Source organism: Zobellella maritima, from assembly GCF_003075035.1.
GTDB lineage: Bacteria > Pseudomonadota > Gammaproteobacteria > Enterobacterales > Aeromonadaceae > Oceanimonas > Oceanimonas maritima.
The window spans coordinates 121,665-143,342 of the sequence record NZ_QCZE01000002.1 but is presented as its reverse complement, the minus strand read 5'-3'; the positions used below and the strand labels follow the sequence as shown (position 1 = coordinate 143,342).

The 21,678-nt window shown below is 50.9% G+C and carries 16 protein-coding genes and 3 pseudogenes; 16 read left to right on the top strand and 3 right to left on the bottom strand.

Features of this window, described 5'->3' with window-relative positions; genetic code table 11:
• Window positions 1-32 precede the first annotated feature (32 nt).
• From DCS96_RS12535 to DCS96_RS12490, 11 genes and pseudogenes are all read left to right on the top strand, one after another.
• On the top strand, window positions 33-1,475 hold the full coding sequence (locus DCS96_RS12535) for an aldehyde dehydrogenase family protein (protein ID WP_116474742.1): 1,443 nt from the start codon (window positions 33-35) through the stop codon (window positions 1,473-1,475).
• Between the two features lie 13 nt (window positions 1,476-1,488).
• Window positions 1,489-2,499 (top strand): dipeptidase, encoded by a 1,011-nt coding sequence (locus DCS96_RS12530; protein ID WP_198650065.1) that lies wholly within the window; start codon window positions 1,489-1,491, stop codon window positions 2,497-2,499.
• 57 nt (window positions 2,500-2,556) lie between these two features.
• On the top strand, window positions 2,557-4,119 hold the full coding sequence (locus DCS96_RS12525) for a BCCT family transporter (RefSeq protein WP_116474741.1): 1,563 nt from the start codon (window positions 2,557-2,559) through the stop codon (window positions 4,117-4,119).
• Window positions 4,120-4,207: 88 nt separating this feature from the next.
• Window positions 4,208-4,582, top strand: a complete 375-nt coding sequence (locus tag DCS96_RS12520) for a RidA family protein (protein WP_116474740.1) — start codon at window positions 4,208-4,210, stop codon at window positions 4,580-4,582.
• Window positions 4,583-5,582: 1,000 nt separating this feature from the next.
• The gene (locus tag DCS96_RS12515; RefSeq protein WP_116474739.1) at window positions 5,583-6,341 is read left to right on the top strand and encodes an IclR family transcriptional regulator; all 759 of its coding nucleotides are present in this window, start codon (window positions 5,583-5,585) and stop codon (window positions 6,339-6,341) included.
• An 11-nt stretch (window positions 6,342-6,352) separates the two neighbouring features.
• Window positions 6,353-7,972, top strand: coding sequence for an OPT/YSL family transporter (locus DCS96_RS12510; protein WP_116474738.1), 1,620 nt, complete (start codon window positions 6,353-6,355; stop codon window positions 7,970-7,972).
• 44 nt (window positions 7,973-8,016) lie between these two features.
• Complete coding sequence (locus DCS96_RS12505) at window positions 8,017-9,198, top strand: aminotransferase class V-fold PLP-dependent enzyme (protein WP_116474737.1); 1,182 nt, start codon at window positions 8,017-8,019, stop codon at window positions 9,196-9,198.
• A 29-nt stretch (window positions 9,199-9,227) separates the two neighbouring features.
• Window positions 9,228-9,944, top strand: a complete 717-nt coding sequence (gene pepE, locus DCS96_RS12500; RefSeq protein ID WP_198650063.1) for a dipeptidase PepE — start codon at window positions 9,228-9,230, stop codon at window positions 9,942-9,944.
• Between the two features lie 11 nt (window positions 9,945-9,955).
• Window positions 9,956-10,918 carry a DUF1177 domain-containing protein gene (locus tag DCS96_RS12495; protein ID WP_116474735.1) on the top strand — a complete coding sequence of 321 codons (963 nt, stop codon included), beginning with the start codon at window positions 9,956-9,958 and terminating at the stop codon, window positions 10,916-10,918.
• Window positions 10,919-11,197: 279 nt separating this feature from the next.
• The gene (locus DCS96_RS18615) at window positions 11,198-11,419 is read left to right on the top strand and encodes a hypothetical protein (protein ID WP_157953635.1); all 222 of its coding nucleotides are present in this window, start codon (window positions 11,198-11,200) and stop codon (window positions 11,417-11,419) included.
• An 82-nt stretch (window positions 11,420-11,501) separates the two neighbouring features.
• Window positions 11,502-12,593 (top strand): annotated as a pseudogene (locus DCS96_RS12490) (ISAs1 family transposase).
• Window positions 12,594-12,605: 12 nt separating this feature from the next.
• Here the strand turns inward: DCS96_RS12490 and DCS96_RS12485 are convergent.
• Window positions 12,606-13,007, bottom strand: a pseudogene (locus DCS96_RS12485) (transposase); the annotation flags it as partial.
• A gap of 178 nt (window positions 13,008-13,185) precedes the next feature.
• On the opposite strand from DCS96_RS12485, the gene DCS96_RS12480 reads away from it, so the two are divergent.
• From DCS96_RS12480 to DCS96_RS12460, 5 genes are all read left to right on the top strand, one after another.
• Window positions 13,186-14,388 carry a cystathionine beta-lyase gene (locus DCS96_RS12480; protein WP_116474734.1) on the top strand — a complete coding sequence of 401 codons (1,203 nt, stop codon included), beginning with the start codon at window positions 13,186-13,188 and terminating at the stop codon, window positions 14,386-14,388.
• Between the two features lie 35 nt (window positions 14,389-14,423).
• Window positions 14,424-15,587: a M24 family metallopeptidase gene (locus DCS96_RS12475; protein WP_116474733.1), complete on the top strand. Its 1,164-nt coding sequence runs from the start codon at window positions 14,424-14,426 to the stop codon at window positions 15,585-15,587.
• A 135-nt stretch (window positions 15,588-15,722) separates the two neighbouring features.
• Window positions 15,723-17,117 carry an APC family permease gene (locus DCS96_RS12470; RefSeq protein WP_116474732.1) on the top strand — a complete coding sequence of 465 codons (1,395 nt, stop codon included), beginning with the start codon at window positions 15,723-15,725 and terminating at the stop codon, window positions 17,115-17,117.
• A gap of 525 nt (window positions 17,118-17,642) precedes the next feature.
• Window positions 17,643-18,416, top strand: a complete 774-nt coding sequence (locus tag DCS96_RS12465; protein ID WP_116474731.1) for a maleate cis-trans isomerase family protein — start codon at window positions 17,643-17,645, stop codon at window positions 18,414-18,416.
• Between the two features lie 150 nt (window positions 18,417-18,566).
• On the top strand, window positions 18,567-19,721 hold the full coding sequence (locus tag DCS96_RS12460; protein ID WP_116474730.1) for an amidohydrolase: 1,155 nt from the start codon (window positions 18,567-18,569) through the stop codon (window positions 19,719-19,721).
• A gap of 259 nt (window positions 19,722-19,980) precedes the next feature.
• Here the strand turns inward: DCS96_RS12460 and DCS96_RS12455 are convergent, their stop codons facing one another.
• Together DCS96_RS12455 and DCS96_RS12445 are read right to left on the bottom strand one after the other, a co-directional pair.
• A complete protein-coding gene (locus DCS96_RS12455; protein ID WP_116474729.1) occupies window positions 19,981-20,460 on the bottom strand; it encodes an Lrp/AsnC family transcriptional regulator in 480 nt (159 codons plus the stop codon).
• Between the two features lie 406 nt (window positions 20,461-20,866).
• Window positions 20,867-21,617: pseudogene (locus DCS96_RS12445) on the bottom strand (IS5 family transposase).
• Window positions 21,618-21,678: the final 61 nt, after the last annotated feature.

Genomic DNA, 21,678 nt, shown 5'->3' with positions numbered 1-21,678 from the left:
TGATGATTCCAACTAGGTACAGGAGGTCTACTATGTCTGATTCAGTTTTTCGTAACTATATTGCCGGTGAGTGGGTTGAAGGCCCGGGTTCCGTTGCCAACGTGAGCCCCGCCGACCTCGGCGATGTGATTGGTCACTACGCCCAGGCCGACGCCGCCCAGACCCAGGCCGCCATCGATGCCGCCGTTAAAGGTCAGCAGGAATGGGCCAAGAGCGGCCTGGAGCAGCGCTATGCCGTACTGATGGCCATCGGTGACGAACTCATCGCCCGCAAGGACGAACTGGGTCGGATCCTGGCGCGTGAAGAAGGCAAGACACTGGCAGAAGGTGCAGGCGAAACCTATCGCTCCGGCCAGTTCTTCCATTACTACGCCGCCGAAGTACTGCGTCAGATGGGCGAAACCGCCGATTCCGTACGCCCCGGTGTCGAGATTGAAACCCGTCGCGAGCCGGTTGGTGTGGTCGGCATCATCACCCCCTGGAACTTCCCGACTGCGACCGGCGCCTGGAAGATCGCCCCGGCACTGGCATTTGGTAATGCCATCGTCTGGAAACCGGCCAATCAGGTCCCTGCCTCTGCCTGGGCCCTGACCGAGATCATCTCTCGCCAGAACCTGCCTGCCGGTACCTTCAACCTGGTCATGGGTCCGGGGGCTGAAGTCGGTGATGTGCTGATCAACTCCCGCGATATCAACGCCCTGACCTTCACCGGCTCCCTGGAAACCGGCCGCAAGGTTGCTGCAGCGACTGCTGTAAACCTGGTCAAGTGCCAGCTGGAGATGGGCAGCAAGAACGCCCTGATCGTGCTGGATGACGCCGATCTGGACAACGCCGTTGAATGTGCCGTAAACGGTGCCTTCGGTGGTACCGGTCAGAAATGTACCGCGTCCTCCCGCCTGATCGTCACCGAAGGCATTCACGACCGTTTTGTTGCCGCCGTTATCGAGCGCATGAAGAAACTGGTGGTGGGTCACCCGCTGAAGGAAGGCGTACACATCGGTGCCGTGGCGGATGCCCGCCAGATGGAATCCAACCTGAAATACCTGGAAATCGCCAAGAACGAGGGCGGCAAACTGGTATACGGCGGTGAAGTGCTGAACGAAGAGAAAGAAGGCTACTACATGCAGCCGGCTCTGTTCACCGACACCACCAACGCCATGACCATCAACCGTGAAGAGGCCTTCGCACCGATCGCCTGTGTCATCAAGGTCAAGGATTATGCAGAAGCGCTGGCCACCCTGAACGACACCAACTTCGGCCTGACTGCGGGTATCTGCACCGAGTCCCTGAAGTACGCCAGTGACTTCAAACGCAACGCCAAGACCGGTTGTGTGATGGTCAACCTGCCGACCGCGGGCACCGACTACCACGTACCGTTCGGCGGTCGTAAAGATTCCAGCTTCGGCCCTCGTGAACAGGGTACTTACGCCAAGGAATTCTACACCGTTGTGAAAACCACCTACATCCGCGCCTAACGGGAGCAGGTTTATGAGCAGAGAGCTTCATAACGAAATGATCGTGGTCGACGGTCTCCAGTACTCCAACTGGAACCGGGAGATCTTCGAACAACTGCGCGAAGGCGGTGTGACCATGGTTCACGCCACCATCGTCTACCACGAACAGATCCGCGAAACCCTTTTGCGTATCGCCGAGTGGAACCGTCACTTCGAAATGAACAGCGATCTGATCATGCCAGTACGCAGCGCGGCGGATATCCGCCGCGCCAAGGCCGAAGGCAAGGTCGGCATCATGTTCGGGGCGCAAAACTGCTCCCCCATCGAAGACGATATTGGCATGGTCGAGGTGATGCGCGAGCTGAACCTGATGATCATGCAGCTGACGTACAACAACCAGAGCCTGCTGGCCTGTGGTTGCTACGAAGCGGAAGACAGCGGTGTCACCCGCTTCGGACGTCAGGCGATCAAGGAAATGAACCGGGTCGGCATGGTTGTCGACATGAGCCACAGCGGCGAGCGCAGCACCCTGGATGCCATCGAGATTTCCGAGCGTCCGATCGTGATCTCGCACGCCAACCCGATCAGCTTCCACGCAGCCAAGCGCAACAAGTCGGATACAGTGCTGAAGGCGCTGGGCGAGTCCGGTGGCCTGCTGGGCTTCAGTCTCTATCCGTTCCACCTGAAGAACGGTCCGGACTGCACCCTCGAAGAGTTCTGCGACATGGTGGCCAGCACGGCAGATCTGATGGGTATCGACCATATCGGTATCGGTACCGATCTGTGTCAGGAACAGCCATTGTCGGTACTGGAGTGGATGCGTAACGGTCGCTGGTCCAAATCAATGGATTACGGCGAAGGTTCCAAGTCCAATGCCGACTGGCCCCGGCCACTGTCCTGGTTCAAGGACAGCCGTGACTTTCCGAACCTGACCCAGGGCCTGCTGGCCCGGGGGTTCAACCGGGAAGAAGTGGCCAAGATCATGGGGCTGAACTGGCTCAACTTTCTCGATGATGCGTTGCAGCCGCAAGCCGCTGGTCGTTAAGGATTACCAGGGGAGCTCAGGCTCCCCTATGCATGATGTTCCATTATGGAGGTGAACATGAGCAACAAGATACAAGCGTCGTTGGCGGAAAATAAGGATATCAACGCCAGACCTACCTTCCTGACCGGTATCGATTTACCGGTATTTATGATCAGTGGCGGCGCCCTGCTGCTGTTCGTTGTACTGGCCCTGTACGATATCGAACTGGTCTCCGCCTGGGTAAACAGTGCCTTTGCGGTGTCAACCAAGCTGTTTGGCGCCTACTGGCAGATCTTATTGTTACTGACCTTCCTGATCGGCCTGGTCATGGCTGTCGGTCGTGGCGGCAGCGTACGCCTCGGCGGCCTGAGCGTGCCGGAGATGTCCACCTTCCAGTGGATGTCGATCATCATGTGTACCCTGCTGGCCGGTGGCGGCGTATTCTGGGCTGCCGCCGAACCCATGGCCCACTTCATGTCGCCGCCGCCCCTGTATGCCGGCGAGACCGACAAAACCAGCATGGCCCTCAATGCCCTGGCCCAGAGCTTTATGCACTGGGGCTTCCTGGCCTGGGCCATCCTCGGCAGCCTGACCGGCGTGGTCTTCATGCACCTGCACTATGACAAGGGTCTGCCGCTGAAGCCACGTACCCTGCTCTATCCGGTGTTTGGCGACAAGGTGATGAAAGGCTGGCTGGGCGCCCTGGTTGACGCCTGCTGTGTGCTGGCAGTAGTTGCCGGTACCGTGGGCCCCATCGGCTTCCTGGGCCTGCAGGTCAGCTTTGGCCTGGAAAAGCTGTTCGGTATCCCCGACACCTATAGCACCCAGGTCACCATACTGGTAGGGCTGATCGCCATCTACACCCTGTCGGCAATGAGCGGCGTCACCCGCGGCATCCAGATCCTCAGTAACATCAATATACTGCTGGCGGCCTTCCTGATGCTGTTTATCCTGTTGTTCGGTCCGACTGCATTTATTATCGATGCCTATCTGCATGCCTTCGGCCTCTACCTGAACAACTTCATCCCGATGGCGACGTTCCGCGCCGATCCGGCCTGGCTGGACTGGTGGACTGTGTTCTTCTGGGGCTGGTTCCTGGGCTATGGCCCGCTGATGGCGATGTTTGTAGCACGCATCTCCCGCGGCCGCACCGTGCGCCAGGTGATCATGCTGATATCCATCATAGCGCCCCTGATCACCTGCTTCTGGTTCACCATTATGGGCGGCAGCGGCCTGGCCTTTGAACTGGCCAGTCCCGGCAGCGTATCCGGTCCTTTCACCGGCTTTAACCTGCCCGCCGCCCTGCTGGCTATCACCGAACAGCTGCCGCTGGGCTTTACCATCTCGGTGTTGTTCATGGTGCTGACCACCATCTTCGTTGCCACCACAGGTGACTCCATGACCTTTGCGGTATCCATGGTGATGACAGGTTCCGACCATCCTCACACCGGTGTGCGGGTATTCTGGGGCGTCATGATGGGGGTAGTGGCTGCTATCCTTATATCCATCGGGTCCGGCGGCATCTCGGCATTGCAGTCCTTCATCGTGGTCACTGCGGTACCGGTTTCCCTGGTGTTACTACCCACCCTGTGGACGGCACCGCAAATCATTAAAAAAATGGCAAAAGACCAGGGTCTCTAAGCAGCACGCTGTACGGTAGTTTCCCGGCAGCATCTTCGAGCGGCGTGAGCCGCTCTTTTTTTCACCCGAATCAGTAGAGGATAAACAGATGAAAACTCCTGTAAAAACCGAACTCTTCGCCTCCAAGGCTCCCCTGGAATGGGCCGTGATGGCCAACGGCCAGTTTTATACCGCCCAGATCCCCATCGATGCGCAAGGCAAGGTCGTGGATGGTGGCATCGAGGCTCAGGCCCGTCAGACCATGGACAACTTCAAGCACACGGTGGAAGCGGCCGGCCTGACCATGGCGGATGTGACCCAGGTGCTGATCTATGTCACCGCCCGTGACCAGCTGCCGGTGTTCAACAAGGTCTATGCCGAATACTTCGAGGCCCCCTACCCCAACCGAGCGGCCATGATCGTCGCCGGCCTGGCCCGGGAAGAAATGCTCTGCGAAATCGTGGCCTACGCCGCCCAACCCTGAGCCGATTTTACAAGCTCAATATGATACAGGGCCTGCTTGAGGGGAAAGCAGGTCCTGTTTTTTATGGGAAAAACTCATCTCCTGCCCAATCTCCTCCCTCGGGTTCCCCCGGCAGCTTCCCGGTGCCGAGCAATGCATGCTCACAGGCGGTACCTGAGCCGTCGGACACAACTCTCCTGCTCACAAGCCTCATTCAAAATAACTGATACAAACACCGCTAGATTTCGCGACGGACGCCAGGATTCCAGCCAGTCCAGAGTGGCGTATTCGACGGTATCCCCGCCTTGCCAGGCCAATAATCTTTCCGCCCAGGCGTTGTCGTATCAAACGCCAGTTGTACCGACTGACGCATCGATGTCGGCTTCCGCCAGCCGATCGGTCTAGCGGATGGTTCCGTCTCACGAGCCTTCTGTTGGTAATGGGCTGGTAATACGCCAATGGGGCGATCGGCCGCCAGGCGCAGATTGGCTCGTTCCCATACCGGCGGGGTGTCCTCGATGAACAGGCCATCACTTCATTTTGCACCGGAGGACCGGCGCGTCGTGCTCCCCCTGAACGAAAACAGAATTTCGTTGATGCTCAACTCCCGGTTTTTCCGTTCCAGCTCAGGTTGAAACATGGCCAGGGCTGTCTGGACACCTTCTACGCGTTACCCCGCCTTTAAAAAGCCGAGACGTACAGCCAATTTTATTGGCGCTCGAGCCGATCATAGCCCACCGAAACGCAAATCCGCCTTGTTGAACACGCACGGCCGGCTCTCGCAAATCCAAGAAATGCGTCTCGCTCGAGTTCATGACTCCCTCCTCTCAAGGTTTGGCGTCTCCGGCAAAACCGGGGCAGTTCACCGTTTCGGGCTCAGCTAAAAGAGGGGGGACAGGAAAAGGGTGTAAGCGGCGACAGGATAAAAAACGGGCAATAGTTGCGAAACCTGCCAGGCGAGAGTAACATGTATCTATATATGATACTGTGTCTCTAATACAGATACAAGAGGAAAATCATCATGGCGCTTAAAACACTTGCGAATGCACTCAACCTGCTGAGCTTCTTTACCCGGGAGCAACCAGTCTGGGGCGTAAGGGACCTGGCCAAAACCAGTGGCATGCATCATGCCGTGGTCCACAGAACGCTCGCGACGTTTGCGGAGGCGGGATTCCTGTACCAGGACCGGGAGAGTCAAAAATACGCTCTGGGCATTCGCTTCTATGAGCTGGGGTTGCAGGTCAAGGAACGGCTTCATCTTGCTGATCTGGTGCGACCGGCGATGAACCGGCTGGCGCAGTTAACGGGCGAGACGGTCTTCCTGACCTTCAACGATGGCCTGGAGGGTGTTTGTGTCGAGATCGCCGAGAGCCCCAACAGCCTCAAATATACCGTTGAAGTCGGTACAAGATTCCCTATGTACGCCGGAGCCAATGCCAAGGTGATTCTGGCCTACATGGGCAATGAACAACGGGAAATAATACGCAAGCGAGGCATCAAGCAACTTTCCAAAAATACGAAAACAGACTGGGAGGAAATCGAAAAGCAGCTAGAAACAATTAAGAAAGATGGCTGGAGCTATACCGAGGAGGAGTTTTCTGAAGGCACCTTCGGTATTGCCGTGCCTCTTTTTACCGGAGCCAACCATATATTGGGATCACTGGGCATCGCCGGACCTTTATTCCGGATGGGCAATGACAGGGTTCCCTACTTTGTCGAACTTCTCAAAGAACAACAGGATGTCATAGAGAAATCATTGTTCGCAACCGTTGCATCCTAAGGGACTTACAAATGAAAGAAGCGATTAGCAAAATAACAGATCACGATTCTCGAAAAACCGAGCCGTCGTCATTGCACCCCAGGGTAATGGAATTGGCTGTTATCGTTCCGCTGCTCTTGCTGTCATCACTTGGCGCGATCGTCGGCATGCAGCTGATCGTAACGCTGGGCATCTCGGCGAATACCTCCATTATCGGCGCCCTTATCGCCATGCTGTTTGCGCGCCTACCGCTCGCACTGCTCCGTCGATTCAGATCCCTGGATCGGCAGAATCTGCTGCAAACAGCAATATCCTCCGCCACCTTCGGCGCAGCCAACAGCCTGATGATCCCGATTGGCGTTCCCTTTGCCATGGGCATGCCTGAGTTGATCATGCCGATGCTGGTCGGTGCCACTCTGGCAATGCTGATCGATGGCACCATGTTATACGGGTTATTCAACACCCGTCCGTTTCCGGCAACGGGCACCTGGCCCGCCGGTGTCGCCACCGCCGAAGCGCTGTGGGCCGGTGACAAGGGCGGGCGCAAGGCCGTGTTCCTGGGCCTCGGCATTGCCGGCGGTATCGGTGGAGCGATGGCAGGCATTCCAATGTCGGCCGCGGGTGTTGCCTTTATTGGTAACGTTGCCGCTTTATCGATGTTCGGGATTGGCATGCTGATCAGGGGCTATGCGGATCCGGTGTTTGGTGTCGATATCAACGCCATGTACTTGCCTCACGGATTCATGATCGGCGCCGGCATTATTGCGCTGTTTCAGGTCGCCAAGCAGATACATCGCATTCGCGGCGAAGCCGCGGCGGGGCAGGCAGAATCGGAAGGCCGAGGGAAAGGGGTGTTTCGGCTCCTGTGGGGTGGTTTTTTCGCCTATATCGTTGTGGCGTTCATCCTGACCGTACTCGCCGGCATCGTGTCGGATATGAGCCTGCCGATGCTGCTTGGATTCCTGCTGTTTGCCGCATTCGCCGCTTATGCGCATGAACTCATCGTGGGCATCGCGGCCATGCACTCGGGCTGGTTTCCGGCATTTGCCGTGGCCCTGATCACCTTGATCATCGGTATGCTGATCGGTTTCCCGACGGCGGCGTTGGGCCTGCTGGTCGGCTACAGCGCGGCAACCGGGCCCGCTTTCGCGGATATGGGGTATGACCTGAAAACCGGTTATCTGATTCGTGGCAATAACGCCGATCCCGCCTACGAGCGCGCGGGGCGTCGTCAGCAGTACGTGGCGGCTCTGGTCGGTTTCTGCGTTGCCGCTGCAGTGGTGGCGTTCGCCCATCCTTACTTCTTCGCACAGGATCTGATCCCGCCCGTCGATCGTGTTTATGCCTCCACCATTGCAGCAGGTGCGTCACCGGATATCGCCATTCAGTTGCTGATCTGGGCGATCCCGGGTGCCTTGGTGCAGTGGTTGGGCGGAACCAGCCGTCAGCTTGGGGTACTGCTCGGTACCGGGCTGCTGATCAATTACCCGATCGCGGGCTGGACCGTACTGGGCGCGCTCGCCGTGCGCATCGCCATCGAGTACTTCACCAAAGGGAAGAAAACGGCCGAAACCAGCGCCTTTGCCGGTGGCTTGATTGCCGGCGACGCCCTCTACACCTTTTTCTCATCGACCCTGGGCTTGAGAAAGTAATCGAAACCTGATGTTTGAATGCTTATATAAGTGAGGAGGATAAAGTGGATATCGATAAAGTCAGGACAGATTCACCCGTGTGCTCCAGTTACGCCTATTTTGATACTGCGGCGGCTTCTGCCCCCACGCAGGATATTGTCCAGAAGGTAACGAACTACCTCGATCGGACGGCGGCACAAGGGCTGTACAACCCCTCCTTCCGCAAAGAAGTCTATGGGGAGCTGGAAGCGATACGGGTCAGGACCGCGGCATTCATCAATGCCTCGGCAGACGAGGTGGCCTTCGTCAAAAATGCCACCGAAGGCATTTCGATCATCGCCCAAGGTATCGACTGGAAGCCGGGTGACGAGGTGATACTGCCCAGTTTCGAGAACCTCAGCAACCTGGTGCCCTGGCTCAGACTACAGGAAACACGGGGCATCAAGGTGATCACCGTGGAAGCGCGCGAAAGCGGCTTGGTGATGCCGGAAGATATCGAAAAAGCGATCACCGACAAAACTCGGCTGATCAGCTTTTCGCAGTTACCCAATGCCACGGGCGCCGTTCAGCCGGCACAGGCGATTTGCGCGCTGGCCAAACAGCGTGGTGTTCAGACTCTGATCTGCGCCGCCCAGAGCCTGGGACTGATTCCGATCGACGTGCAGCAACTGGACTGCGATTACCTGGTGGCCTGCGGCCGCAAGGCATTACGTGCCATCGAAGGCAGCGGCATGCTCTACGTTCGCAAGTCGCTGATCGAGAGCATCGAACCCTGCCTGGTCGGTTGGTGGAACAGCGCTTTCGACCTGAATACCCAGACGCTGTCCCTGGACAGCCGGGCGCGCCGTTTCGAGGCCGGCTGTCCGGTGGTTCCGGCCATCCTCAGCCTGGGGGCGGCGGTTGACTATGCCGAAGAACTCGGGGTGGCGGCCATTTTCGAACGGGTGCGGGCGTTGACGGTTTTTGCCATCGAAAGGTTGCGTTCAATTCCGGGATTCGAGCTGTATGGACCTGCCGACATATCCGACCGCATTGGCATTATCCCCTTCAATATCAGGGGAGTTGATGCCGGTGAAATCGTGGCGTATCTCGAAGCCAACAACATCATTATTGAAGCCGGCCACTTTATGGCGCATTCGATAATGAACCGCTACGGCATCGATAAAATGGCGCGCATCTCGCTTCACTACTTCAACTCGGAAGAAGAGATCGAACGTACAGCCAACCTGATTGAACAAATGGTTTAATTTATAAAAAGACAAAGGCTCTGATTATTATGAAAAAGTTGTTGTTAATGAGCAGCTCCCGTAAAGGAAACCTGGGTTATCTGGAACATGCCGACGAGCAGATTCATACCATCCTGGAAAAAAAACCGACTCGGGTGCTCTTTATTCCCTACGCCGGTGTCACCTTCAGCTTCGACGACTATGAAAATATCGTTAAGCCGGTATACGAGCGTCTGGGTTACGAGCTGGTTTCGATTCATCATTTCGAGAACGCCCGGGCGGCGGTTGAGTCAGCCGAGGCGCTGGCAGTGGGCGGCGGCAATACCTTTACCCTATTGAAGCGGTTGTACGACAACGGCCTGGTGGAGCTGGTGCGCGAGCGCGTCGAAGCCGGTATGCCGTACATGGGCTGGAGCGCGGGTACCAACGTTGCTTGCCCCACCATCCGGACCACGAACGATATGCCGATCGTCGAGCCGCCGTCGTTCAAGGCGTTCAACCTGGTGCCCTTCCAGATCAACCCGCACTTCATCAGCGGCAAACCCGCCGGCCATAACGGCGAAAGCCGCGAAGAACGACTCGCCGAGTTTCTCGTTATGAGCCCGGGCGAGCGGGTGGTCGGCATCAAGGAAGGCACCGCGCTGTACTGCGAAGGCGATCGTGCGACGGTACTGGGTGAATTCGATGCGCTGGTATTCGGCCGGGACAACCAAAGCCGTCAGATTGCCAGCGGTTCCCGGTTCAATCTCGACAGCATTGCAGACTAAGGAGTGATGAAATGAGCTTACAGCAAACCCTGACTGTTTATGAACTGCTGGATGGCGCCAATGTCACCGGCGATGCGGTTCTTCAGCTGTTCGAACCCTACCGTGAATTCGGCGTGGAGGTGAGTGTTGAGCAGGTGACCGAGGAAAGTCGCGCCGACTTCATCCGTATCCTGGTGAAAGGTGAGAACGGCAAGAGCAACGGCGGCAGTGCGCGTACCCTGGGCCTGGTCGGCCGCAATGGGGCTATTGGCGCCCGTCCTGACCGGCTAGGCATGGTATCGGACGCGGACGGTGCTGTTACCGTCATTGCCGCGGCGTTGAAGCTGGCGCAAACGAAAGCCCGTGGCGATCGCCTGGAAGGCGACGTCATCGTCACCACCCACCTGTCGACCAATGCCGAGATCGTGCCGCGCGAGCCGGTGGACTTCATGGGCATGCCGGTCTCCTCCACGACCATGAACCACTACGAAGTTGACGCGCAAATGGATGCGATTCTGTCGGTGGACACCAGCAAGGGCAACCGGATCTTCAATCATCGTGGCTTCGGTATCACGCCGACCGCGAAGGAAGGGTACGTACTGCGCGTCAGCAACGACCTGTTGCGGATCTTCGAACAGACCACCGGCGAATTGCCGCGGGTGATGCCGATCACGACCCAGGACATTACGGCGTATGACAACGGCGTCTATCACATCAACAGCATCATGCAACCGACCGTGGCGACCTCGGCACCGGTGGTGGGTGTGCCGATCGTGGCTCAGGGCGCCGTGGCCGGCAGCGCCTCAGGCGCCAGCCATGAAATCGATATCGCCGAGGCGGTACGATTCTGCGTCGAAGTGGCGATCCAGTTCGGTGATGCGAAGCGTTATACCTGCGAGTTCTACGATGACAGCGAGTACCAGCGTCTGATCTCGCTGTACGGTTCGCTGAGCGTATTGCAGACGGAAGTGGCTAAGCTGGAAAATACCGACTGATTGTGGTGCCGGGAGCGGAGGTAGCCAACGCTCTTCCGCAGAAAAAGTGTACCGAGTCGGTAATCGAATGCTCGGACGTAGGGTGACAGTGAGCATGTGAACCGCACCATTCGATGCGCAACAGTGCGCTGCGCTTACCGGCACCCTAAGTTTCGACATACCGCAGTGATTTCCCATCACGCCTCAGCCTTTTAAGTTAAGCCCCCCATCCGGAACCCCGCTCGAATATTCCGGATGGGTCTTTTCATTCTATTCAACCATTCCTGCGAGAATCGAACGATGCAGGCCCCTAATGTAGCCGCAGTACGGCAGGAAATAGAGCTGCTGGGCGAGCAGCCCGTTCCGGTCGAGGTCTACTATGGCATTCACTCCCTGCATGCCAGCAAAAACTTCGCCCTCAGCGGCATCACGCTGCAGAATACAGTGCCGATGACGCTGGGACAGGAGTTCAGGGCCTTGAGAAGATCACGAATGTTTTATGACCAGGTTGGAGTAATTTGACTCGCAGATCGACTTGTAATCTTATACTCCTTTTTGGGAGCACGACCATGAGCCTTGATGCCTTTTCGAGTACTTTGGTAGACTGAAAGATCCGCGCCAGACGGTCAAAATCAGTTACCCGCTGTTTGATGTTCTGTTCCTGACGGTCTGTGCAGTCATCGCTGGTGCCGAAGGTTGGGAAGACATTGAAGATTTCGGTGAGGCACGTCTCGACTGGTTTCAGGGTAAAGGCCTGTTTCCCCAATGGACTGCCGGTACATGACACCATCGCCCGTACCTCTGCCCTTGATCCAAGCGAGTTCCAGCAACGCTTTGTTCATTGGGCAAAGTCGGTCAATAAGCGCACTGGCAGCGAGCTGATTACCATCGACGGCAAAACCTTAAGGGGCTCATATGAACGTGAAAACAGGCGTTCAGCCATTCATATGGTCAGCGCCTTTGCTGTCGATAGCAAGGTGGTCATGGGTCAGCTGAAAACAGAGGCCAAATCCAATGAAATCAAGGCAATCCCCGCACTGCTATGCCTACTGGATATCAACGGCTGCCTGGTTTCCATTTATGCCATGGGGTGCCAGACCAAGGTTGCGGAAGCCATTATCAACCGGGGTGGAGATTACCTGCTCGCGGTAATAGATAATCAAGCGCTACTGCACCGGGCCGTTCAGCGTGAGCTGCGTCCGATACACAATGCGGAGACCAGCCCGGAAAATGTCACCATCGAGCACGGACATGGCCGCACCGAAGCCCGGAAATACCACGTATTGCCAGCTGATGCACTGCTTGACAGGTTTCCCGAGTGGACTGATATAAAGACCCTGGGAAAGACCCTGGGCGTGGCGATAAGTTATCGCCAAGATAAATCAGGCAAGTCATCTCTGGAGTATCGTTACTACATCAGTTCAGCTGAGCTGAACACAGTCCACTTTCCCGCTGTTATTCGTGGTCATTGGGCCATGGAAAATAATCTGCACTGGGTACGGACGTTTCCATGAAGGAAGGTGGTTGCCCCATTTATCGCGAAAATGCAGCAGAAACCCTCGCCAGCTTACGCCACATAGCCCTGAACATATTACGCTCTGAGACCTCGAAAAAGGCCAGTATCCGGCGAAAACAGAAGATGGTGAGCATGAACAGTGCCTATCTGAAGAAGGTGATCAATGCCGGACTGGCGTAACTGGGTAAAAAGTAAACATACGTGCTCTCGTTCTGGTTCAGTTCCCTTTGTAATTTCCATGTTCTGATTGCCACCCACTGCACCGCAGGCATGAGGGTGAACCTTGATATGGCAGGCATCGATCATCAACCATTCTAAATACAGTTCGTTTATCAGCCGCTCCTGGAGGCCCGGCCACATTCCCGTATCACGCCAACGGCAAAAACGACGGTGGGTATTTTTCCAGTCTCCATAGTCAGGTGGCAAGTCTCGCCAAGGAGCACCGGTGCGCAAGATCCAAAATACAGCGTTAATAAACAACCGGTTATCACGCACCTCTTGGTCCCAATCGCCTTTTTTACCCAGTAAGTGAGGAGCGAGTGGTTGCTATACATGGTCAGAGATATCGTGGCGGCGATGAGCAGGGATAGTCATGTTATCGTTAGATTTTGCTGTAATGGGATAGGGTTTGTAATAACAATCGGCTCATGACGACAGCCCCTAGGACATGTGATAAATTTTCCCAAAAACCTAGCTTAAATAGAGCGCACTTCTCACCCTAAACGAAATAATATCGAAGCATATTCAATCAACTCTCGACTTGGAGTTTTATATGCACTGGCATAGCAGACTTGTACAACCACAAACTTTGGCCGCGCCAGGGTTTGAATCTTTAGCCACACCAACTTATCGCGGTTCAACAGTAGTATTCAAAAAACAAGCTGATGTGGTAGATGATTGGGAACAGATTGAAAACGGTTATAGTTACGGCCTGTATGGTACACCAACAGCTCTAGAGCTATCAGGGCGCATTGCACAGTTAGAAGGTGCTCTATACAGCTTTGTCGTGCCGGGAGGACAAGCAGCTATCGCTCTCGTGTATTTTACAATGTGTAAAGCGGGCAGCCACGCCTTAGTTCCCTATAGCGCTTATGGCCCCAACAAAGAAATGGCCCAAGGGTTACTTAGAAATTTGGGTATCGATATTGAACCATATGACCCTCTTATTGGCGCTGGAATTGCGAATCTTATTCGCGAGAATACAACCCTAATCTGGGTAGAGAGTCCAGGCTCCGTCACGATGGAAATCCAAGATATCCCTGCCATTTGTAAAGCAGCTCATGAAAGAGATGTTATGGTTGCATTGGATAATACCTATGCCGCGGGCATATTGTTTGATGCCTTCGGTCATGGGGTTGATATAAGTATGCAGGCGTTAACAAAATATGTCGGCGGTCATAGCGATCTATTGCTTGGAACAGTATCGGTAAACAATGAATCGCTAAAAGCTAAAGTAGGTGTTACGTACAAGCAACTTGGTTTAGCTGTTTCTCCAGATGACTGTAGCCTCGCTCTAAGGGGCCTGCAAACTCTTGGTATTCGGCTGAAGCACCTGGAGGCATCAACCCTTGAGATTGCTGAATGGCTAACCGAGCAAAAAGAGGTTAAACAGGTATTTCATCCCGCCTTCCCATCATGCCCAGGCCATGATTTATGGAAGCGAGATTTCATAGGTTCTAGTAGCGTTTTCTCTTTCCTATTTACAGATAATTTCACGGCTCAGCAAGTTGAACAATTCATCGATACGTTAGAAATGTTTAAAATTGGAATGAGTTGGGGTGGTGTCACTAGTTTGGCGTTGGTTTATCCAAATGTCGAGCGCCCAGGTAAAGACTATGCGGGTAGACTGGTACGTCTAAACATTGGTTTAGAACACCCAGCAGAGCTAATCCAAGATCTTGAGCATGCGTTCCAGGCTATATCTAAACAGAAAGAAAACCAAGACGAAATTAGGTCAAGTTTGGTTTCGCTATAAAAACATGCAATAGTTAGAAATGGAAGGCAAATAAAATGACGATCCCTACTCGTGGATTTACCCAACAAGAATTTGAGCAACGTACCCTTCGTGCTCAAAAAGTGATGCATGACATGAAGCTCGACGCCATGTTTTTCACTACTGAACCAAACGTTCGCTATTTCACTGGCTTCCATTCACAATTTTGGCACAGTCCAACTCGCCCTTGGTTTGTTGTTATTCCAGCCGAAGGAAAACCGATAGCTATCATTCCTGAGATTGGAGCGAAGGGAATGTCGAAAACATGGATCGACACTATTATCACCTGGCCCGCTCCACGTCCTGAAGATGATGGCATTAGTCTTGTTGCCGATACCTTGAAAAAATTACCAAACCGTCATGGCAGGATTGGGGCCACTTTAGGCATCGAGTCTCACCTTCGCATGCCGGTTAATAACTATTTAAAACTGACCGCCATTGTGAACAAAGAGTTTGTTGATATCTCGTTGGCCACCCATGAGCTTCGACAAATTAAATCAGCTGCTGAGATAGCGAAAACCCGTGAAATTTGCCGCATCACCAGTGCTTCCTTCAAGCGTATTCCAGAATATGCCCGAGCAGGCATGACTGAACGTCAGATCTGCAAGAGATTTGGTATAGACATGCTACAAGAGGGTGCTGATGAGTGTCCATTTATCATTGCTGGATCGGGTCCTGACGGGTACGACGATATTTTAATGGGCCCCACAGATCGCATCATTGAACCTGGCGATGTATTACTTATTGATACAGGCGCGGTATGGGATGGTTACTTCTCTGATTTCGATAGGAACTGGGCATTTGGTAATGTCAGTGAGCAAACGAAAGCAGCTTATCGTGCGACTTATGAAGCTACCACGAAAGGCTTTGAAGTTGCCCGACCTGGTGCAACGACAACTGACATCTATAACGCAATGTGGAAAGTACTAGAGGCCAATGGTGCATTGGGAAATGACATCGGTCGAGTTGGTCATGGTTTAGGCATGGAGCTAACTGAGCGACCATCTAACACTGCCACAGACAATACAGTATTGAAGCCGGGTATGGTGATGACTCTAGAACCGGGCATGGTTTATGCGAAGGGAAAAACAATGTTACACGAGGAAAACATTGTGATTACAGAGGAGGGTGCTGAATGGCTGTCTGAGCGTGCAGAACCGGAACTGATCATCATAGATTAATCTCACTGAGTAATAAACTGGAATTTATATAAACAGAAAAAACAAGAAAGGATTCTAATATGAACTTCATACAATGCTATATACCTGCGTGGGATAAAGTATATCCTATCAGCCTTCCCAAGGGAGGAAACTAAGATGTCACATTTAGAAACCTCAAGTAACACAGCCCTTGGAAAATGGACACTTTTGGCCATGGGTATCGGTATTACTGTCGGTGCAGGGTTGTTTTCACTTATCGGTGCAGGTATTGGTTTAACTGGTCATGCATTGTGGTTAGCTTTTGGTATCGCCATTATATTCGGCATCTTCTATAACATCCCCATGTTATTCGCGAGTGGCACACTCGTTTTGGATGGTGGTCCTTACGCCCTTATCAGCAGAATACTAGGGAAGAAGTATTCTGGTATGTATGTTGTAAGTTTTTTCCTATATTTTCCTACTGTAGCCATTTATGCCCTGGCGCTAGGTTTTTACATTAACTCATTACTACCAACTATCACTCCATCAGCAGGAGCCATCGCAGGTTTAACGGTATTCTACATCGTAAACCTGTTTGGTCTGGATACTCTATCTAGATTCCAAAACATAATGACAACCTTGCTTGCGGTTGGTATCGCAACATTTATTTTAATTGGCTTCGGGCAAGTTGACTTGACTCTTCTATCTCCAAGTTCTAATCCAGACTTTGCATCACAAGGTAACATGGGGATTTTTAAAGCGGCTTGCTTACTTTCCTTTGCGACATACTGCCAGTACTATTTGATGTACTTTAGCAAGTATGCTGCACGCCCCAAAAAAGATATCCCATTTGGCATGATTGGTACAACAATAGCAATTATCTTTATTTACTTGGGGGTTTCGGTCGTAGCTTCCGGCACCCTTCCAATTAATGAAGTAGCTAATCAGCCTCTAACAATTGTTGCTCGTGAAATTCTTTCAACTCCAATTTTTGTGTTCTTTATGGTTTGTGGGCCATTTATGGCTCTGACAACGACAATTAACAGTGTTTATGCATCTTATGTACAACCAATCCAGGCTGCTACACATGATGGATGGTTCCCGAAAAGCTTCGCCGTTACAAACAGAAGAGGCAGCCCCTGGAAGATATTAACGCTTTGCTGGCTTGCTTCTATGTTACCAATCCTTCTTGGCTGGGATATTAGCACCATTGCAAACACTTATATCCTTACTGATATTTGCATTGGCATCTTCATGATGGTAGCAATCGCAATGCTACCTAAGAAGTTCCCAAGTGCTTGGGCAACGCGAGAGTTTGGCAAAAATGTTCCTTTGTGGTTTTTTTATGTGCTAATAGGCCTCGCCGGTGTCGTTCAGGGCATACTTATATATAATTCAGTGACTTCTATTAAATTGTATATTGTGATTGTAACTGCAGCAGCATTTACCATAGGAATTCTCTATGCCATTAAAAAAGACAAGGAAATCAATATAGTCACCTCTAATGGTGGAGCTAACATAGAACCAAGCCTTGAAAAGAACACCGACTCTCTAGCAAGTAACCTGAGGTAGTTTAGTTGAGCCGAACTGGCTTCACCCCAAGAACTTAAGTCATTTAAACACTGAAAAAGTGGGTCGACATCATTATTACCAGGAAACTAAAAGCCCCTGAATATGATAGTGTCGACCCTATTTCATAATATATCACGGTCGTATTGGACTTATACTATGGAGCAAGACTTAGCACTTAATAATATGAAACGACCACTCCAGACATTACTTCATTCTGGGTGAAATTACTGCGGAAAATTCATTAATGAAGAACGTCCCAAAAATAATTAAAGCGATGCCTAAGACAGAGAAGCAACCCGAAATAAATCTCATCCCAATAGTTGGATAAAAGCACATCAAAGACAACATATGGACGAGTATAACCACAAGTCAAAGTTACAGATAAATTAATATAGCCATACAGAGAATTCGTGTGTCACCACTAATTTTTTAGTAAAAGAAATCAGGGTTCATCCTCACTCAACAATTGCAGGGGCTGACAAAACGAAGCTCTCCAAAATGAAACTGACAAGAAGGAATGCTAATATGAATTTAGAACAATTTCATGAGTTTGAAGTAAGAATCGGGTTTGAACCTGCCCCTCGCCCTGAACGAGTTCATATTGGTCTTGTTCAGCTAGCCAATGATCATTCCTTAGAAACAGATTGGTCTCACCTACTGCGCGAACAAGCTTCACTTTTTAGCACCAGAATATTTAAAGAAAATGGCATGACTCCTGAAGCATTAGACGCTGTAGCGGAAAGCATTAGCGATGGTGCAGCATTGGTTGGTGATGGGTTATCAATGGATGTAATGGCATTCGCATGTACGTCCGCCTCCATTCTCATTGGTGAAAATAAAGTGTCCAAGTTATTAACTAAAGGGCGCGAAGTGACCCCAACAACCAATCCATGGTCTGCCGCTCAAGCTGCATTTAAGCATTTAGGCGCTAAGAACGTAGCAGTATTTTCACCTTACCCAACAGATGTTAACTTCCCTCTTTACGAGCAATTAACCAATGCAGGATTTAACGTTGTAGGCTTGGCGTCTCTAGGCATTATTGACGATAACATGATCCATAAAGTTACGTTAGAAACGTTTAATGAAGGCATCGAAAAAATAACTAAGGACGGTAATGTCGATGTTATTTTTATGTCATGCACCAGCCTTCGAGCCGTAGAAAGAATACAACACTTAGAAAACAAGTATGGCATTCCTATTGTATCTAGCAACTCAGCTTTATTTTGGCACTCAATGCATTTATGTGGAAAAAAAGCAGTATGCCCAGGATATGGGAAACTACTATCCGGAGACATCTAGAAAAGGCAATTCATTATCCTAAACATTGTGAATATTAAAAATATTATTTTTTGTTTGCTAAAAATAACAAAAACTATAAAATCAAATTTTAAACAATTTTGATTTTTACATCTTATACTATAGACCCCATCACCTCACCAAGAGGCCAATATGAGTTTATCAAATGAAATAATAGAGTGGCGACACCACTTACACTCCATTCCTGAAATTGGTTTTAAAGAAAAATCAACATCGGAGTTTATTGCGCGGAAACTTGAAGAGTTTGGTATTGAAGTTGTACGGGGCATTGGCAAAACAGGGATTGTGGGCATTCTAAGCCGTGGCACATCAACGGAATCTATCGCAATACGTGCTGATTTTGATGCGCTACCTATAGAAGAGAAAAATGACTTTTCCTACGTTTCGAAAAATAACGGGATGATGCATGGTTGTGGACATGATGGTCATGCTTCTATGTTACTTGGTGCGGCATATCAACTGTCACTACAAAATGACTTTGATGGTACTGTTTACTTTGTTTTCCAGCCTGCAGAAGAGTTGGGTACTGGCGCAAAAGCCATGATTGAAGATGGATTGTTCACTCGTTGGAAGATTGACGCCATTTATGCGATGCATAACTTGCCAGGTATAGACGTCGGTAGTTTCTTGATCAGCCCAGGCTCAGTAATGGCAAGTGAAAATCATTTTAAAATTGAAGTGCTTGCCGATGGTGGCCATGCTGCGATGCCTCACTTAGGCAGTGACCCAATGATTACCGCATGCAGCATTGTACCTGCGTTACAAAGCATTATTACTCGTAATCTAGATGCGATCAACGAGCCTGCAATTTTATCAGTTACCGACATAAAGACCAATGGTGGTGCCAATGTTATTCCTACAATTATTACGCTAACAGGTGACACGCGTTGCTTCTCTGATGAAACGCAAGAGTACATTAAAAATGCGATAGAGCGTGTTGTTTCAGGTGTCACTTCTGCAGCCGGGCTTGCTTATAACTATGAGTTTTCGAACTGCGTATTATCAACTATTAACGACGCCAAGACCTCTGAAATTGCAGCTCGAATAGCGAAGAAACTTGTCGGTGAAAGCAAGGTTAATGAAAACTTCAAACCTTACTGTATCTCTGAAGACTTCGCATTTATGCAACGTGAAGTGCCGAGCTGTTACATATTAGTCGGCAATGGTTTAACCGGAAAAAAAGGTGGTGTGCCATTGCATCAGCCAAATTATGACTTTAACGATGACTTATTGCAGGTTGGCACTAATTTCTGGGTTAACCTTGTATACGATCAGCTTGCCAAGTGACGAAATATGGAAGCATATTGACTGTGATATGCAGTCAATATGCTAGATACGTTTGAGCTAACTGTTGATTGTGAAAACCAATGAGTCACTCCTGCTTTAAGTAAGATTAGGCTTTTATTTAATTTAAAACCAAAATATCAAGAAAACGTAAAAACTCAATAAAAACCTATAACTTATCTTGATTAAGGGTGATATGTAACAAACGAAAACCATAAGCAGAAAACCATTAAAACAACAGTATTAAATTGGAAAGCGTGATTTATGACGGAGATAAAAAAGGTAGAGGTGTATCCATCGTTGTTTTGACCCGATCGATCACAACGATAGTTCTAAACCACTTTACGTTTTCGTTATTATAGAATAAACGGTTGCTAATGGCTTCATATTCCGACATGTCTGAAACGGTCAATATCAACATGAAATCCGCCTCACCTGTTACATAATAACACTGCTGCACTTCAGGCCCGGAAAAAACTTTCTTCATTTCTTTCATGTAAGAAGCGTGTGCATGTACTACATGAACTTCCACAATAATTGTGATAACCTTACCTACTTTTTCGGGGGAAATAATAGCAGAGTTTGCTTTGATCACCCCATTTTCTTCCATACGCTTAATACGCCTCTGGACCGAGGCCGTAGAAAGGTGAACTAACTCTGCGATAAGACGCAAAGGTGTTGTATTGTCTTTTTGTAAAACACTTAAGATAGCACGATCGAAATTGTCAACTATTGAGGTCATGTGAAAAACTTCATCAAAAATATGGTTTAATTAGGGCACAACCCCCAGCCTAATAAAGATAGTATCGTAGCATATTAAATTTACTCTCTACTTGGAAGTTCTTATACACTGGCATAGTTGATTCATTCAACCAAAAACTTTTGCTGTTCCAAGGCTTGCATCTTTAGCCAAACCAACTTACCACGGTTCAGAGGTAGTATTCAAAAGAAAACGAGTGTGGTAGAGGATGGAGTTGTTAATCTTCAGCGGGACTGCTTGTCCCTACAGGGCTTGCGGGCCTCAACTGACCGGCTGACGAACAGGTATACCGAGCCCTATGACTTTGTTCATCACCGTCACGCCGGCTAGGATTTCACCGAACTGGCCGCTGTAGTTACACAGACAAAGCCTTAGGGAGCGTTCTCAATCATGTCAGCCATATCACCGTCGACACGAGCCTGAACATAGCTGCGTAGTTTTTCGATAAACGCTCATATCGAGTCGCTATGCGGCGGTAATGCTTAAGCTTCTGGAAAAACGTTCAACCAGGTTACGTGCTTTATACAGCTCTTTATCGTAGCCCCGTGGGGTACTCCGGTTCTTCCTGGGGTGAATCACTGGTGCTTCCCCACCGGCACACATCGAAGCGACAAAGCCATCTGAATCATAGCCCTTGTCTGCCAGCACAAAGCCTGCTTCTATGTCTTTAATCAGGTTGTCGGCTTGGCCATACTCTGAAGCCTGCCCTGCCGTCAAAATCAGACGAACCGGATTTCCCAAGGCATCAACCGCAGCATGGATTTTGGTACTCAATCCTCCCCGTGACTTACCTTGGGCTTGCTCATCGCGTTCTGTTTTTTTGACGCCCCATGCTGATGGACCCGGACAATACTGCCATCAAGCATGAGGTACTTGAGTTCGGGGCCATCCGAGATAACGTCGAAAATGCGTGTCCAAACGCCCTTATATGACCAACGGTTATAGCTTACATACACGCGATGTAAGTGTCCGAAGGATGCTGGCAGATCCGGCCATGGTGCCCCCGTTCTAGCGATCCACAGTACGGCTTCAACAAAAAGGCGGTTGTCTTTCGCCGTGACCCCACAGTCGCTGGCCTTGCCCGGAAGTAAGTCTTTGAGACGCCCCCATTGGTCATCTCTCAGTACCTGCCGACACATTGACTCATTCTCCACGATGCCATGATACACTTACCATCGGCAGGACTTCCTAATAATTAAG